The organism is Caenimonas terrae (assembly GCF_042655405.1).
GTDB classification, from domain to species: domain Bacteria; phylum Pseudomonadota; class Gammaproteobacteria; order Burkholderiales; family Burkholderiaceae_C; genus Ramlibacter; species Ramlibacter terrae_A.
The window spans coordinates 812,487-825,009 of the sequence record NZ_JBHSMF010000006.1; the positions used below are offsets into that span (position 1 = coordinate 812,487).

A 12,523-nucleotide genomic window follows, 5' to 3' on the forward strand; every position below is an offset into this window, starting at 1 on the left:
TGGCTCCGGCCGCGCGACTTGCGCGTCGCGCCGGCCGGAGCCGCTTCACATCAGCGGGCGACGGTCTTGATCCGCTCGATCATCTCGTCCACCGCCTTGTCAACCGGAACCTTCTCGTTGATGACCCGGTTCATCGCCTTGGCCCAGACGTTCTCGTTGTTGAGCACCGTGAACTTGTAGTTCTTGGTGAATTCGAACGTGGTGGTGCCGCTCATGTACTGGTTGTAGACCGCCAGCCGGTGCGGGTCGGCCTTCCAGAAGGCGCTCTGCTGGGCGACCTTGGTGACCGGGAACCAGCGTCCCAGCGAGCCCTCCACGTACGGCGTGAGGTTTTCCTCCTGCAGCATGAAGCTGACGAACTCCTTGGCGCGGGCCTTGTTCTTGGCCTGCTTGAAGATGACGCCGGTCTTGACGGCCGTGCGGTACTTCATCTTGGTGCCGTCGGGCTTGTTGGGGAAGCCGGCGGTGGCGATCAGCTCCGTGTAGTTCTTCTTGGCCTCGGCCCGCTGCTCGGGCTTGAGGGCCTCGTTGTTCATGTCGTCAAGCCACTTGGCCGCGATCGAGATCGTGGCGTTGTGGGTCATGATGATCGTCTTGTTGTGGAAGGCGACGTTGTTGTCCGGGTCCTTCCAGCTGGTGGACGACGGCGGCGTGCAGCCCTTGGCGTAGACCGAGGTGTAGTCGGTCAGCGCGCCGATCAGGCCGGTGCGCACCGCCGGGTCGTCGACCAGCAGCTTGCCGGCGTCGTTGACCAGCGTGACGTTGTAGGCATCCATGAAGGTCAGGAACGAATAGAACGAATCGCTCGAATCGACGCCCATCGGAAAGCCGGTGGCGAAGACACGCTTGCCGGTCTTCTGGCGGTAGGCCGGCTGGACCTTGTCGCACCAGAAGCTCCAGTAGCCTTTCCAGTCCTTGGGGATGTCCGATTCCTTGAAGCCGGCCTCGCCCAGCATGTCCTTCCAGTACTGGATGTGCATGGTCTGCTGCTTGAGCGGGAACGCGTAATAAGCGCGGGTCTTGGTCGCGTCGTTGTACAGGAACGTGGTTTCCACCGTATTGGGGGCGAAGCGCGACCGGATCGGGTTGATCACGCTGCTGATGTCCTCCAGCTTGCCGTCGAAGGCCCACTTGGCCGTGACCTGGAAGTCATAGACGTCGGCATAGGCCACGTCCGGCGGCGAGCCGGAATCGAGCGCCGCGACGGTCTTGGGGATCATGTCCTGGATCGGGTACTGCGACAGCTCGATCTTGACGTCCTTGTGCTTGGCCTCGTACTTCTTGATTGCCGCCAGCAAGGCGTCGTCTTCCGCCTTGTAGAAGCCCTTGACCCACCAGACGGTGAGCTTCTCCTGTGCTAGGGCCGGTCCCGCCGACACGAGGCCGGCGGCAACCATCGCGGCCGCAAGTAAGGTCTTGATCTTCATCTGGCTTGTCTCCTGGTCTTGGTTGGAACGAAGGGAAATCGGTCGGCAGCCTCAGGCCGCCTTCAGTTGCGAAGCCGGCCGGCTCAGGCGCGGCAGCCGCTTGCGCGATCCGAGCACCTGCTCGATGTCCTGCCGGGCGCCGTCGATCAGGCGCAGCACAGCCTTCTCGGCGCGGGCCGGATCGTGGGCGGCCACCGCATCGAGCACCGCACGGTGCATCGGCAGCGAGCCGGCGGGGCCGTCCTTGCGCGAGGTGGAAATCTCGAAGCTGGTGCGCAGCAGCGCGCTCAGCGCCTTGCTCATCTGCCACAGCATGCGGTTCTGCGCAGCGCGCAGCAGCCCCTGGTGGAAGCGCAGGTCGAAGGTGATGTAGTCGCCGCCCTCCACCACCGCCTTCTTCATGCCGGCGTAGGCGGCCTCGATCTGGGCGATGTCCTGCGGGGTGGCGCGTTCCGCCGCCAGCCGCACCGCGGCCGGCTCCACCACCCGGCGCAGGTCCTGCAGGTCGCGCAGGAATTCGGCCGTGAGGCCGACGCGGGCCTGCCAGTTGACGACGTCAGGGTCGAACCAGTTCCAGTTTTCGTCCGGCAGCACGCGGGTGCCGACCTTGGGGCCGGTGGAGATCAGGCCCTTGGCCACCAGCGACTTGACCGACTCGCGGATGACGGTGCGGCTGACGCCCAGCTCCTCACACAGCAGCGGCTCGGCCGGCAGCGAGGCGCCGACGGCATAGCGCCCGCCGACGATGGCTTCGCCCAGGAAATCGACCGTGCTGCCGTGGACGTTCTTGATCATGTGATGAGGTGCCGCTGCTACTATCATATGATGATTGAAACAGGCGATTGCCTCAGGGAAACCCCTAGCGGGCCTGCCATTCCGGCACTGCGCTGGGCAGCGGCTGGCCGGCGAAATGGGCCACCAGGTTGGCGTGCGTCAGGTCCGCCATCGCCTGCCGGGTGGAACCGGTGGCGCTGCCGATGTGGGGCGTGAGGACCACGTTGTCCAGGTCGCGCAGCGCCTGCGGCACCTGCGGCTCGCCGTCGAACACGTCCAGCCCGGCGCCGGCGATCCGGCCTTCCTGCAGCGCCGCGATCAGCGCCTCCTGGTCCACCACCGAGCCGCGCGCCACGTTGACCAGATAGCCCTCCGGTCCCAGCGCGTCGAGCACTTCGCGGTTGATCATCCTGGCCGTGCCGGCGCCGCCGGGCGTGATGACCACCAGGAAATCCACCTGCGCCGCCAGCGCCGCGGCGCTCGGGTAGTAGGCGTACGGCTGGTCCTTCTTCTGGCTGCGGGCAGTGTAGGCGATGCTCATGCCGAAGGCCGCAGCGCGCTGCGCGATGGCCTGGCCGATCCGGCCCAGGCCGACGATGCCCAGCCGCGCGCCCGACATCTTGCGCGCCAGCGGAAAGGGACCGCCGGGCCACTTGTTCTCGCGCACATAGCGGTCCGCCTGCGGGATGCGGCGCGCGGCCGCCAGCATCAGCGCGATGGCCAGGTCGGCGACGTCGTCGTTCAGCACATTGGGCGTGTGGCTCACCGGCACCTTGCGTTCCAGCGCCGCGGCGACGTCGACGCCGTCGTAGCCCACGCCCTGCACCGAGATCATCTCCAGCGCCGGCAGCTGCTCCATCAGCGCCCGCGGCACCTTCGATTCGCCGCCGCAGGCGATCGCCCGGATCTTCGGGGCGACCGCCGCGAAGGCGGCCGGATCGGTTTCGTGCAGGCGCTCGTGCACCGTGAAATCGCGCCTGAGCTTGTCCATCAGGTACGGGGGGAACTTGGCTGCGACCAGCACGTCGGGTTTGGACAAGGCGGCTCCTTGGAGGGAAGAAAAAGCGCCGCGGCGAAGAGCCGGGCGCTTGGACGATTAGTCCTACCATAATATGATTGAGCCGCAGCTTCCGCAACCAGACTTCCCCCCAAACAATGACACCACCTCGCAAGAAAGCATCGGAACTCCGCAGCCAGCAATGGTTCGGCCGCCAGGACCGGGACGGCTTCGCCTACCGCAGCTGGGTCAAGGGCAAGGGCGTGCCGCACGACCAGTTCGACGGCCGTCCCGTCATCGGCATCTGCAACACCTTCAGCGAGCTGACGCCCTGCAACTCGCACTTCCGCACGCTGGCCGAGCAGGTCAAGATCGGCGTCTACGAAGCCGGCGGCTTCCCGCTGGAATTCCCTGTGATGTCGCTGGGCGAGACGCTGCTGCGGCCCACGGCCATGCTGTACCGCAACCTGGCCAGCATGGACGTGGAAGAGAGCATCCGCGGCAACCCGATCGACGGCGTGGTGCTGCTCATGGGCTGCGACAAGACCACGCCCTCGCTGGTGATGGGCGCGTCCAGCGTGGACCTGCCGACCATCGGCGTGTCCGGCGGCCCGATGTTGAACGGCAAGTGGCGCGGCCAGGAGCTGGGCTCGGGCACCGGCGTCTGGAGCATGAGCGAGCAGGTGCGCGCCGGCACGCTCAAGCTGCAGGATTTCTTCGAGGCAGAAAGCTGCATGCACCGCAGCCACGGCCACTGCATGACGATGGGCACGGCATCGACCATGGCCAGCATGGTGGAGGCGCTCGGGCTGGGCCTGCCGGGCAACGCCGCCTATCCGGCGGTGGACGGCCGGCGCAACGTGCTGGCCCGCAACGCGGGGCGGCGGATCGTCGACATGGTCCATGAAGACCAGATCCTGTCGAAGGTCCTGACGCGCCAGGCCTTCGAGAACGCGATCAAGACGCTGGCCGCCATCGGCGGCTCCACCAACGCGGTGATCCACCTGATCGCCATCGCACGGCGGATCGGCGTCGAGCTGGCGATCGACGACTTCGACCGCCTGGCCAGCGAGCTGCCCTGCCTGGTCAACCTGCAGCCGTCGGGCAAGCACCTGATGGAAGACTTCTGCTACGCCGGCGGGCTGCCGGTGGTGATGAAGGAGATCGCGCAGCACCTGCACCTGGACGCAGTGACGGCCAACGGCCGGACGGTGGGCGAGAACATCGCCGACGCCCAGAACTACAACACCGAGGTGATCCTGCCGCTGGACAAGCCGTTCAAGGACAAGGCCGGCATCGCGGTGCTGCGCGGCAACCTGGCGCCGCGCGGCGCCGTCATCAAGCCGAGCGCGGCAACGCCGGCGCTGATGGTGCACAAGGGCCGCGCCGTGGTGTTCGAGAACATCGAGGACTTCCACGCCCGCATCGACGACGAGAACCTGGACGTGGACGAGCACTGCATCCTGGTGCTGAAGAACTGCGGCCCCAAGGGCTATCCGGGCATGGCCGAGGTGGGCAACATGCCGCTGCCGCCCAAGGTGCTGCGCAAGGGCATCACCGACATGGTGCGGATCTCGGACGCCCGCATGAGCGGCACGGCGTACGGCACGGTGGTGCTGCACACGGCGCCGGAAGCTGCCGCCGGCGGTCCGCTGGCGGTGGTGCGCAACGGCGACATCATCGAGCTCGACGTGCCGAACCGCAAGCTGCAACTGCACATCAGCGACGAGGAACTGGCGGGCCGCCTGGCCACCTGGCAGGCGCCGCCGCCGCCGCTGTCCTCCGGCTACTGGAAGCTGTACGTGGACCACGTGCTGCAGGCCGACGAAGGCGTGGACCTGGATTTCCTGGTCGGCAAGCGTGGCGCCTTCGTGCCGCGCGACAACCATTGAACATCCGTTCGGGCTGAGCCTGTCGCAGCCCTTCGACCCTTCGACCCGCTCAGGACAGGCCGAGCTCAGCCCGAACGGCGCTTTGAAATGACCAAACACTTCGACGTTGCCGCCCTCGGCGAGGCCATGGTGGAATTCAACCAGACCGCGCCCGGCCAGCCGCACTACCTGCAGGGCTTCGGCGGGGACACCAGCAATGCGGTGATCGCCGCCGCCCGCGCCGGCGCACGCACCGCGTACCTCACCCGGCTGGGCGACGACAGCTTCGGCCGCTCGCTGCTCGAACTGTGGCGCCATGAAGGCGTGGACACGCACGCCGTGGGCATCGACGCCCAGGCGCCGACCGGCATCTACTTCGTCACCCACACGGCGCAGGGGCACGAGTTCAGCTACCGGCGCGCCGGCTCCGCCGCCAGCCGGATGACGCCGGACTGGCTGGATGCCGGCGCCGCCGACGCCATCCGCCACGCGAAGATCCTGCACGTCTCGGGCATCTCGATGGCGATCTCCGCGGGCGCCTGCGACACGGTGATGGGCGCGATGCGCATCGCGCGCGAGGCCGGCACCCTGGTCGCGCTGGATTCCAACCTGCGCCTGAAGCTGTGGCCGCTGCAGCAGGCCCGCGACGCGCTGCTCAAGGCGATGGTGCTGACCGACGTCTTCCTGCCCAGCCTGGACGACCTGGTCGCCCTGGCCGGCAGCAAGGACCCCGCCGTGCTGGTGGACTGGAGCCACGCCGCCGGCGCCGCCCGTGTCGTGCTCAAGCTGGGCGCCGACGGTGCACTGGCCAGCGACGGCCTGCGCAGCGAGCGCATCCCGGGCCACCGCGTGGCCGCGGTCGACGCCACCGGCGCCGGCGACTGCTTCTGCGGCAACCTGCTGGCGCGGCTGGCGCAGGAAGACACGCTGTTCGAGGCGGCGCGCTGGGCCAACGCGGCGGCGGCGGTGGCGGTGCAGGGTTTCGGCGCCGTCGCGCCCCTGCCGCGCGCCGACCAGGTCCGGGCGCTGCTGTGAAGCACCTGATCGCCATCGACTGGGGCACGTCGTCGCTGCGCGGCGCGCTGCTGGCCGGCGACGGCACGGTGCTGGAAGAAGTGTCGGCGCCGGCCGGCATCCTCGTCGTTCCCGCCGGCGGCTTCGCCGGCGTGTTCGCGCAGCACTTCGGCCGCTGGCAGCAGGCCACCGGCGCGCTGGCGCTGATCGCCGGCATGGCCGGCAGCAAGCAGGGCTGGCAGGAGGCGCCCTATTGCGCCTGCCCCGCCGGCTTTGCCGACATCGCCTCCCGCCTGCACTGGATCGAGCCGGCGCGCATCGCGCTGGTTCCTGGCCTGAGCTGCGAGGACCACGGCGTGCCGGACGTGATGCGCGGCGAGGAGACGCAGGTGTTCGGCGCGCTCGCTCTGCTGGGCCTGGCCGACGCGCGCATGGTGCTGCCCGGCACGCACAGCAAATGGGTGCAGGTGGCGCAAGGCCGCATCGTCGGCTTTCGCACCTTCATGACCGGCGAGCTCTACGCCCTGTTGCGGCAGCACTCGATCCTGGCGCGCACGCTGCCGCAGGAAGACGGCCAGCTCGATGCCGATGCCTTCCGGCGCGGCCTGGCCCACGCGCGCGCCAGCGCCAGCCTGCTGCACGCCGCGTTCAGCGTGCGGACGCTGGCGCTGTTCGACCGGCTGCCCGCGAGCGCCATGCCCAGCTACCTCTCGGGCCTGGTGATCGGGGACGAACTGCGCGCCCAGGCACTGGACGATTCACGCGGGCCGGTGGTCGTGGTCGGCGCGCCGGCGCTGGCGGCGCGCTACCGGCTCGCGCTCGAAGCACTGGGCATCGCAGCCGCCACCGTGGGCGCGCAGGCGAGCTGGAGCGGCCTGTTCGCCATCGCCCGCCACCTGGAGCAATCGCCATGAATCCACAACAGAAATTCACGGCAGCCATGGCGGCCCTGCCGCTGGTGGCGATCCTGCGCGGGCTGCGGCCGGTCGAGGCGGCCGGCGTCGGCGCGGCGCTGGCGGATGCGGGCTTTGGCCTGATCGAAGTGCCGCTCAATTCGCCGCAGCCCCTGCAAAGCATCGAGGCGCTGGCCGCGCAACACCCGCAGGCCCTGGTCGGCGCCGGCACGGTGCTGACAGTGAAGGACGTGGACGACGTCCATGGCGCCGGCGGCCAGCTGGTCGTCGCACCCAACTTCGACGCCGCGGTGGTCAGGCAGGCGCTGCGGTACGGCATGGTGTGCCTGCCGGGCGTGCTGAGCGCGACCGAAGCCTTTGCCGCCCTCGCTGCCGGCGCCAGCGGCCTGAAACTGTTCCCGGCCGAGATGATTCCGCCGCCGGCCGTCAAGGCGCTGCGCGCCGTGCTTGCCCCCGAGGTCGCCCTGTTGCCGGTCGGCGGCATCGGCGCCCGCAACATGGGCGAGTACCGGGCCGCCGGCGCCAGCGGCTTCGGCATCGGTTCCGCCCTGTACAAGCCCGGCCTGGATGCGCAGCAGGTGGGCGCGAATGCGCGCGAGTTCGCCGCTGCATGGGCGGGTACGATGCGGGCATGAACGCCCCGTCCCGAGCAGCCTCCTCCCCCGTCTCCTTCGGCCTGTCCGGCCGCACCTGCATCGTCAGCGGCGGCTCGCAGGGCATCGGCGAGGCCTGCGTGCGCCGCTTCGCGCGCGAAGGCGCCCAGGTCGTGATCGCGGACGTCGCCGATGCGCCGGGCCGGGCGCTGGCCGCCGAACTCGGCGCGCTGTACGTGCATTGCGATGTCGGCGACAAGGCGCAGGTGGACGCGCTGGTGGCGCGCACGCTGGCCGAGCACGGGCGCATCGACGTGCTGGTGAACAACGCCGGCATCTTCAAGGCCGCAGACTTCCTGGAAGTGACCGAGGCCGATTTCGACGCCGTGCTGCGCGTCAACCTCAAGGGGTCCTTCCTGCTCGGGCAGGCCGTGGCGCGCGAGATGGCAGGCGCCGGCAAGGGCTCGATCGTCAACATGAGCTCCGTCAACGGCACGCTCACCATCCCCACGATCGCCAGCTACAACGTCAGCAAGGGCGGCATCAACCAGCTCACGCGCGTGATGGCGCTGGCGCTGGCCGACAAGGGCGTGCGCGTCAACGCGGTGGCGCCCGGCACCATCGCCACCGAACTGGCGGCCAAGGCGGTCCTCACCAGCGAGGACGCGAAGGCCCGCATCATGAGCCGCACGCCGATGAAGCGCCTGGGCGAGCCGTCGGAGGTGGCGGACGCGGTGGCCTACCTGGCCAGCGACGCCGCCAGCTACGTCACCGGCGAGATCCTGGTGGTGGACGGCGGCCGCATGACGCTCAATTACACCGTCCCGGCCTGAGCGCCGGCGCCGGATCGGGCGAGCAGCGCGCGAAACCTCCCTTTGTTCGACCCATTGGCGCGGCGCTCCCGCAGCCAGAATGGCCCCTGATCAGTTCACAACATGACGAGGAGCAGGGGAATGAGTCGTATCGATGCAATGAAGATGAGTGTGGCGCTGGGCGCCGTGCTGGCCGCCGGAATGGCCTTTGCGGCCGCCGAGAGCGCCGCCACCGCCAAGGAGGCGGAGGCGATGGTGAAGAAGGGCGTGGCTTACATCAAGGCCAACGGCAAGGAAAAGGGCTACGCCGAGATCACCAACCGGGACAACAAGGAATTCCACGACCGCGACCTGTACCTGGCGGTGCACCGGATCGACGGCACCGCGGTGGCCCACGGCACCAACGAGAAGATGGTCGGCCGCAACTTCATCGACATGAAGGACATGGACGGCAAGGAATACATCAAGGAGCGGGTCGAGCTGATGAAGACCAAGACCAGCTTCTGGACCGACTACAAGTTCAACAACCCGGTGAGCAGGAAGATCGAGCCCAAGACCGCGTACTGCGAGCGGCTGGACGACACGGTGGTCTGCGGCGGCATCTACAAGAAATGAGCTGACGTGGCAGGCGCCAGCGAGATCGTCGCCTGCCAGCGGGAACTGGCCGCCGCGGTGGCGCAGATGCTGGCGCTGGCCCGCGCCGGGCAGTGGAAGCAGCTGCCCGAACTCGACTGGCAGTGCACCTCCATCGCCGGCCGGCTGCGGGCGATGGAAGTCCCCGCTCTCCCGGCGGGCGACGCCGCAGCACTCGCGCAGCTGGCAGTGGACATCGGTGCCGCCCGCGACGAACTCAACGCCCTGGTGCAGCCGCAGTTCATCGCCCTGGTGCGCACGCTGGGCGAGCAGCGCCGCCCGCATGCCAGAATGCGCGGCAGGAAGCCCACGCATGACCCAGAAAAGTGTCCTCCAGGAGGCGCGCGAAGTCCAGCTGGCGGTCACGCTCATTGAGCTGGGCGCGCGGCTGCAGTTCATCGAAGCCGAAGTCGCCCTGAGCCGGGAGCGGCTGCTGCGGCTGTACAAGGAGATCCGCGGAACGTCCCCGCCCAAGGGCCTGCTGCCGTTCTCGGTCGACTGGTACATGACGTGGATGGCCAACATCCACTCGTCGATGTTCTACAACATCTACCTGCACATGCTGGCCCACGCCGACGGCGACAAGCTCGGGGCGCTGATCAAGGCCTTCCGCATGTACCTGGAACAGGTGCAGGCGCACGGCGACACGCCGGTGCTGGACTTCACCCGCGCCCACACGCTGGTCCGCTTCTTCGCCAGCGACATGCTGCAGCTGGCCAGCTGCACCCGCTGCGCCGGCCAGTTCGTCTCGCATGCCTACGACGGCAAGGCCGACTTCGTCTGCGTGCTGTGCCGGCCGCCGTCGCGCGCCGGCAAGAAGAAACAGCCCTCCCCCAGCGCTGATTGAGGCGATTGCGCGACTTATGTCACGCCCGCAATCTCATCAGGGTAGTAACTGATCTTTTCATTTCGTAACAGGCTGTCACAATTCCAGCCAGGAGAACGCCACTCAACACGCCACGGACCGGGTCCGACAGAGAGCTCGAATGACTACCGCAAACGTCTCGAAGGAAATCGCCGACCTGAACCTGACCTACATGTTGCTGGCGCAGAAGCTCCTGCGCGAGGACAAGGCGGCGGCGATGCTGCGGCTGGGAACCAGCCCCGAGATGGCGGACCTGCTGATCGGGATGTCGCTGCCCGAACTGATCCGGATCGCCAGCAGCAACTTCGTGCTGTGCGCGTTCCGGCTGGACGAATTGCCGATCTTCCGCACCGTGATGCAGGGCACCGGCCAGGGCGCGCTGCAGCAGGCCCATCTCTCGATCCTGCTGGCCGGCGCCCAGAACCAGCTCGCGTCGGCCGGCGCGGCCGACTGAGCGGCCGGCGCTCAGGGCTCCTGGCGGACCAGGTCGCGCACCGTGAAGTGCACCTGGCGCAGCATCGAGCTGCTGCCGCCGGTGGTGCCGAAGCCGGTGTTGGCCGCCACCGGCATCCAGCGCAGCTGCTCGCCGTCGGACACCTGACGCTCGATCGCCGCGCGGAAGGTGTAGACGTAGCGGGCGCCGCGCCCCGCCTTGCCGTCCACCGTGCAGTGCAGCTCGGCGCGCAGCGCCATGTCCTTGGGCAGGTCCAGCCCGGTGACGGCGCCGGCATTGCGCACCGCCTTGGACAATTCCGCCGCGCTGACCAGCGGGCAGTCCGACTCCTGCAGCACCGAATAGGCGCCGGCCTGCGCGATACCAGCCGCAAGGGCCAGCACCGGCAGCAACATCATGGCTTTCTTCATCCCGTTCTCCTTCTCCGTGTTCGTGGAGCAATCGTAGGAGCGGCGCCGCCGAATCAATCGGCGGAACAGGAGCGGGATTCCGTGCTTCTGGCGCGAATCGAAGCGGCGCTTACTCGGCGCCGGTGATGCCCTGGGTGCGCAGGTAGCGGGACACCTCGATGGCCTGGTGGCCGGCGTGGTGCACCGCTTCGCGCAGCTGGGCCGGGCTCACGTGGAAGATCTGGCACCAGTAGTCGACGTCGATCTGGCTGAGCATGTCGATCATTAGGGCCGGGCCCTGGGGCGGTGTGGAAGATCGGGACTGGTCCATGGTCAGACGTTCGCGATCGAGACCGAGCGCACGTTCAGGTACGCCTCCACCGCCTCCGGGCCGCCTTCCGAGCCGTAGCCCGAATCCTTGACGCCGCCGAAGGGCATCTCGGCCGAGGGCATGGCCGGCATGTTCATCCACAGCATGCCGACTTCGACCCGGCGCGCCAGCAGGTCGGCATTCTTCAGCGACCGGGTGAACGCATAGCCGGCCAGGCCGAAGGGCAGGCGGTTGGCTTCGGCGATCGCGTCTTCCAGCTGGTCGAAGCCGCGGATCGCGGCCATCGGGCCGAACGGCTCGTCGTTGAACACCTTGGCTTCCAGCGGCACGTCCGACAGGATGGTGGGCTGCCAGAAATTGCCGGCGTCGCCGATGCGCTCGCCGCCCGACATCACGGTGGCGCCGCGCTTGACGGCATCCTGGGTGAACTCCGCCATCGCGGTGAGGCGGCGCGGATTGGCCAGCGGGCCCATCTGCGTGCCTTCCAGCGAGCCGTCGCCGACCTTCAGGCCGGTGGCGTACTTGGTGAAGGCATCGGCGAATTCCTTCTTGATGCTGTTGTGCACCAGGAAGCGGGTCGGCGAGATGCAGACCTGGCCGGCGTTGCGGAACTTGGCGGCGCCGGCGGACTTGACGGCCAGCGCGATGTCGGCGTCCTCGCAGACGATCACCGGGGCGTGGCCGCCCAGCTCCATCGTCACGCGCTTCATGTGCTGGCCGGCCAGCGCGGCCAGCTGCTTGCCCACCGGGGTCGAGCCGGTGAACGTGATCTTGCGGATGACCGGGTGCGGGATCAGGTAGCTGGAGATCTCGGCGGGATTGCCGTACACCAGGCCCAGCACGCCGGGCGGAATGCCGGCGTCGACGAAGGCCTGGATCAGCGCGGCCGGGCCGGCCGGGGTTTCTTCCGGCGCCTTCACCAGCATCGAGCAGCCGGCCGACAGGGCGGCCGCCACCTTGCGCACCACCTGGTTGATCGGGAAGTTCCAGGGCGTGAAGGCAGCGACCGGGCCGACCGGGTCCTTCACCACCATCTGGCGCACGTTCAGGTTGAAGCGCGACGGCACGATGCGCCCGTAGATGCGCAGGCCTTCGTCGGCGAACCACTCGATGATGTCGGCGGCGGCCATGGCCTCGCCCTTGGCCTCGGCCAGCGGCTTGCCCTGCTCCTGGGTCAGCACGGCACCGATGGCGCCCGCGCGCTCGCGCATCAGGCCGGCGGCCTTGCGCATGATCTTGTTGCGCTCGATGGCAGTCATGTCGCGCCAGGTCTCGAAGCCCTTCTGCGCGGCGGCGAGGGCCTGGTCCAGGTCGGCCTTGCCGGCGTGGGCGACGCGGCCGATTTCCTTGCCGGTGGCCGGGTTGTGGACGGCCAGCGTGCGGCCGTCGGCAGCATCGACCCATTGGCCGGCGATGAACAGTTGGGTGTTGGGATAGGTCATGGCAATT

At 68.5% G+C, this 12,523-nt stretch carries 15 protein-coding genes; 9 read left to right on the top strand and 6 right to left on the bottom strand.

The annotated features are described in order from the left end of the window. Positions 1 to 50: 50 nt before the first annotated feature. From ACFPOE_RS10730 to ACFPOE_RS10740, 3 genes are all read right to left on the bottom strand, one after another. Positions 51 to 1,427, bottom strand: coding sequence for an ABC transporter substrate-binding protein (locus ACFPOE_RS10730; RefSeq protein WP_376850075.1), 1,377 nt, complete (start codon positions 1,425 to 1,427; stop codon positions 51 to 53). Positions 1,428 to 1,478: 51 nt separating this feature from the next. Further along, a complete protein-coding gene (locus tag ACFPOE_RS10735; protein ID WP_376850076.1) occupies positions 1,479 to 2,222 on the bottom strand; it encodes a FadR/GntR family transcriptional regulator in 744 nt (247 codons plus the stop codon). 64 nt (positions 2,223 to 2,286) lie between these two features. Further along, the gene (locus tag ACFPOE_RS10740; protein ID WP_376850077.1) at positions 2,287 to 3,240 is read right to left on the bottom strand and encodes a 2-hydroxyacid dehydrogenase; all 954 of its coding nucleotides are present in this window, start codon (positions 3,238 to 3,240) and stop codon (positions 2,287 to 2,289) included. Between the two features lie 116 nt (positions 3,241 to 3,356). On the opposite strand from ACFPOE_RS10740, the gene ACFPOE_RS10745 reads away from it, so the two are divergent. From ACFPOE_RS10745 to flhD, 9 genes are all read left to right on the top strand, one after another. Then, positions 3,357 to 5,090 (top strand): IlvD/Edd family dehydratase, encoded by a 1,734-nt coding sequence (locus ACFPOE_RS10745; protein WP_376850078.1) that lies wholly within the window; start codon positions 3,357 to 3,359, stop codon positions 5,088 to 5,090. A gap of 87 nt (positions 5,091 to 5,177) precedes the next feature. Continuing rightward, on the top strand, positions 5,178 to 6,104 hold the full coding sequence (locus tag ACFPOE_RS10750) for a sugar kinase (RefSeq protein ID WP_376850079.1): 927 nt from the start codon (positions 5,178 to 5,180) through the stop codon (positions 6,102 to 6,104). Continuing rightward, the gene (locus ACFPOE_RS10755; RefSeq protein WP_376850080.1) at positions 6,101 to 6,997 is read left to right on the top strand and encodes a 2-dehydro-3-deoxygalactonokinase; all 897 of its coding nucleotides are present in this window, start codon (positions 6,101 to 6,103) and stop codon (positions 6,995 to 6,997) included. The genes ACFPOE_RS10750 and ACFPOE_RS10755 overlap by 4 nt, the downstream gene beginning before the upstream one ends. Then, positions 6,994 to 7,632: a 2-dehydro-3-deoxy-6-phosphogalactonate aldolase gene (locus tag ACFPOE_RS10760; RefSeq protein WP_376850081.1), complete on the top strand. Its 639-nt coding sequence runs from the start codon at positions 6,994 to 6,996 to the stop codon at positions 7,630 to 7,632. The genes ACFPOE_RS10755 and ACFPOE_RS10760 overlap by 4 nt, the downstream gene beginning before the upstream one ends. Continuing rightward, positions 7,629 to 8,423, top strand: coding sequence for an SDR family NAD(P)-dependent oxidoreductase (locus ACFPOE_RS10765; RefSeq protein ID WP_376850082.1), 795 nt, complete (start codon positions 7,629 to 7,631; stop codon positions 8,421 to 8,423). Before ACFPOE_RS10760 ends, ACFPOE_RS10765 begins: the two co-directional genes overlap by 4 nt. A 120-nt stretch (positions 8,424 to 8,543) precedes the next feature. Beyond that, positions 8,544 to 9,017: a cache domain-containing protein gene (locus ACFPOE_RS10770; RefSeq protein ID WP_376850083.1), complete on the top strand. Its 474-nt coding sequence runs from the start codon at positions 8,544 to 8,546 to the stop codon at positions 9,015 to 9,017. A gap of 6 nt (positions 9,018 to 9,023) precedes the next feature. After that, positions 9,024 to 9,410, top strand: coding sequence for a flagellar protein FliT (locus tag ACFPOE_RS10775; RefSeq protein WP_376850084.1), 387 nt, complete (start codon positions 9,024 to 9,026; stop codon positions 9,408 to 9,410). Further along, positions 9,349 to 9,882 carry a flagellar transcriptional regulator FlhC gene (gene flhC / locus ACFPOE_RS10780; protein ID WP_376850085.1) on the top strand — a complete coding sequence of 178 codons (534 nt, stop codon included), beginning with the start codon at positions 9,349 to 9,351 and terminating at the stop codon, positions 9,880 to 9,882. Before ACFPOE_RS10775 ends, flhC begins: the two co-directional genes overlap by 62 nt. 139 nt (positions 9,883 to 10,021) lie before the next feature. Continuing rightward, positions 10,022 to 10,354, top strand: coding sequence for a flagellar transcriptional regulator FlhD (flhD, locus tag ACFPOE_RS10785; protein WP_376850086.1), 333 nt, complete (start codon positions 10,022 to 10,024; stop codon positions 10,352 to 10,354). 11 nt (positions 10,355 to 10,365) lie between these two features. Here flhD and ACFPOE_RS10790 read toward each other — a convergent pair whose 3' ends face one another. The 3 genes from ACFPOE_RS10790 to ACFPOE_RS10800 form a co-directional block, all read right to left on the bottom strand. Beyond that, positions 10,366 to 10,764, bottom strand: a complete 399-nt coding sequence (locus tag ACFPOE_RS10790; RefSeq protein ID WP_376850087.1) for a hypothetical protein — start codon at positions 10,762 to 10,764, stop codon at positions 10,366 to 10,368. Between the two features lie 109 nt (positions 10,765 to 10,873). Continuing rightward, the gene (locus tag ACFPOE_RS10795; protein WP_376850088.1) at positions 10,874 to 11,020 is read right to left on the bottom strand and encodes a DUF3606 domain-containing protein; all 147 of its coding nucleotides are present in this window, start codon (positions 11,018 to 11,020) and stop codon (positions 10,874 to 10,876) included. A 56-nt stretch (positions 11,021 to 11,076) separates the two neighbouring features. Then, positions 11,077 to 12,516, bottom strand: a complete 1,440-nt coding sequence (locus ACFPOE_RS10800) for an NAD-dependent succinate-semialdehyde dehydrogenase (RefSeq protein WP_376850089.1) — start codon at positions 12,514 to 12,516, stop codon at positions 11,077 to 11,079. Positions 12,517 to 12,523 lie beyond the last annotated feature (7 nt).

What these genes read in the sequence shown, in the direction of transcription:
- ACFPOE_RS10735 (WP_376850076.1), bottom strand. Translation starts at nt 2,222, where the DNA reads ATGATCAAGAACGTCCACGGCAGCACGGTCGATTTCCTGGGCGAAGCC.
- ACFPOE_RS10745 (WP_376850078.1), top strand. Translation starts at nt 3,357, where the DNA reads ATGACACCACCTCGCAAGAAAGCATCGGAACTCCGCAGCCAGCAATGG.
- ACFPOE_RS10770 (WP_376850083.1), top strand. Translation starts at nt 8,544, where the DNA reads ATGAGTCGTATCGATGCAATGAAGATGAGTGTGGCGCTGGGCGCCGTG.
- ACFPOE_RS10795 (WP_376850088.1), bottom strand. Translation starts at nt 11,020, where the DNA reads ATGCTCAGCCAGATCGACGTCGACTACTGGTGCCAGATCTTCCACGTG.
- flhD (WP_376850086.1), top strand. Translation starts at nt 10,022, where the DNA reads ATGACTACCGCAAACGTCTCGAAGGAAATCGCCGACCTGAACCTGACC.
- ACFPOE_RS10800 (WP_376850089.1), bottom strand. Translation starts at nt 12,516, where the DNA reads ATGACCTATCCCAACACCCAACTGTTCATCGCCGGCCAATGGGTCGAT.
- ACFPOE_RS10765 (WP_376850082.1), top strand. Translation starts at nt 7,629, where the DNA reads ATGAACGCCCCGTCCCGAGCAGCCTCCTCCCCCGTCTCCTTCGGCCTG.
- ACFPOE_RS10790 (WP_376850087.1), bottom strand. Translation starts at nt 10,764, where the DNA reads ATGAAGAAAGCCATGATGTTGCTGCCGGTGCTGGCCCTTGCGGCTGGT.
- ACFPOE_RS10760 (WP_376850081.1), top strand. Translation starts at nt 6,994, where the DNA reads ATGAATCCACAACAGAAATTCACGGCAGCCATGGCGGCCCTGCCGCTG.
- ACFPOE_RS10730 (WP_376850075.1), bottom strand. Translation starts at nt 1,427, where the DNA reads ATGAAGATCAAGACCTTACTTGCGGCCGCGATGGTTGCCGCCGGCCTC.
- ACFPOE_RS10750 (WP_376850079.1), top strand. Translation starts at nt 5,178, where the DNA reads ATGACCAAACACTTCGACGTTGCCGCCCTCGGCGAGGCCATGGTGGAA.
- flhC (WP_376850085.1), top strand. Translation starts at nt 9,349, where the DNA reads ATGACCCAGAAAAGTGTCCTCCAGGAGGCGCGCGAAGTCCAGCTGGCG.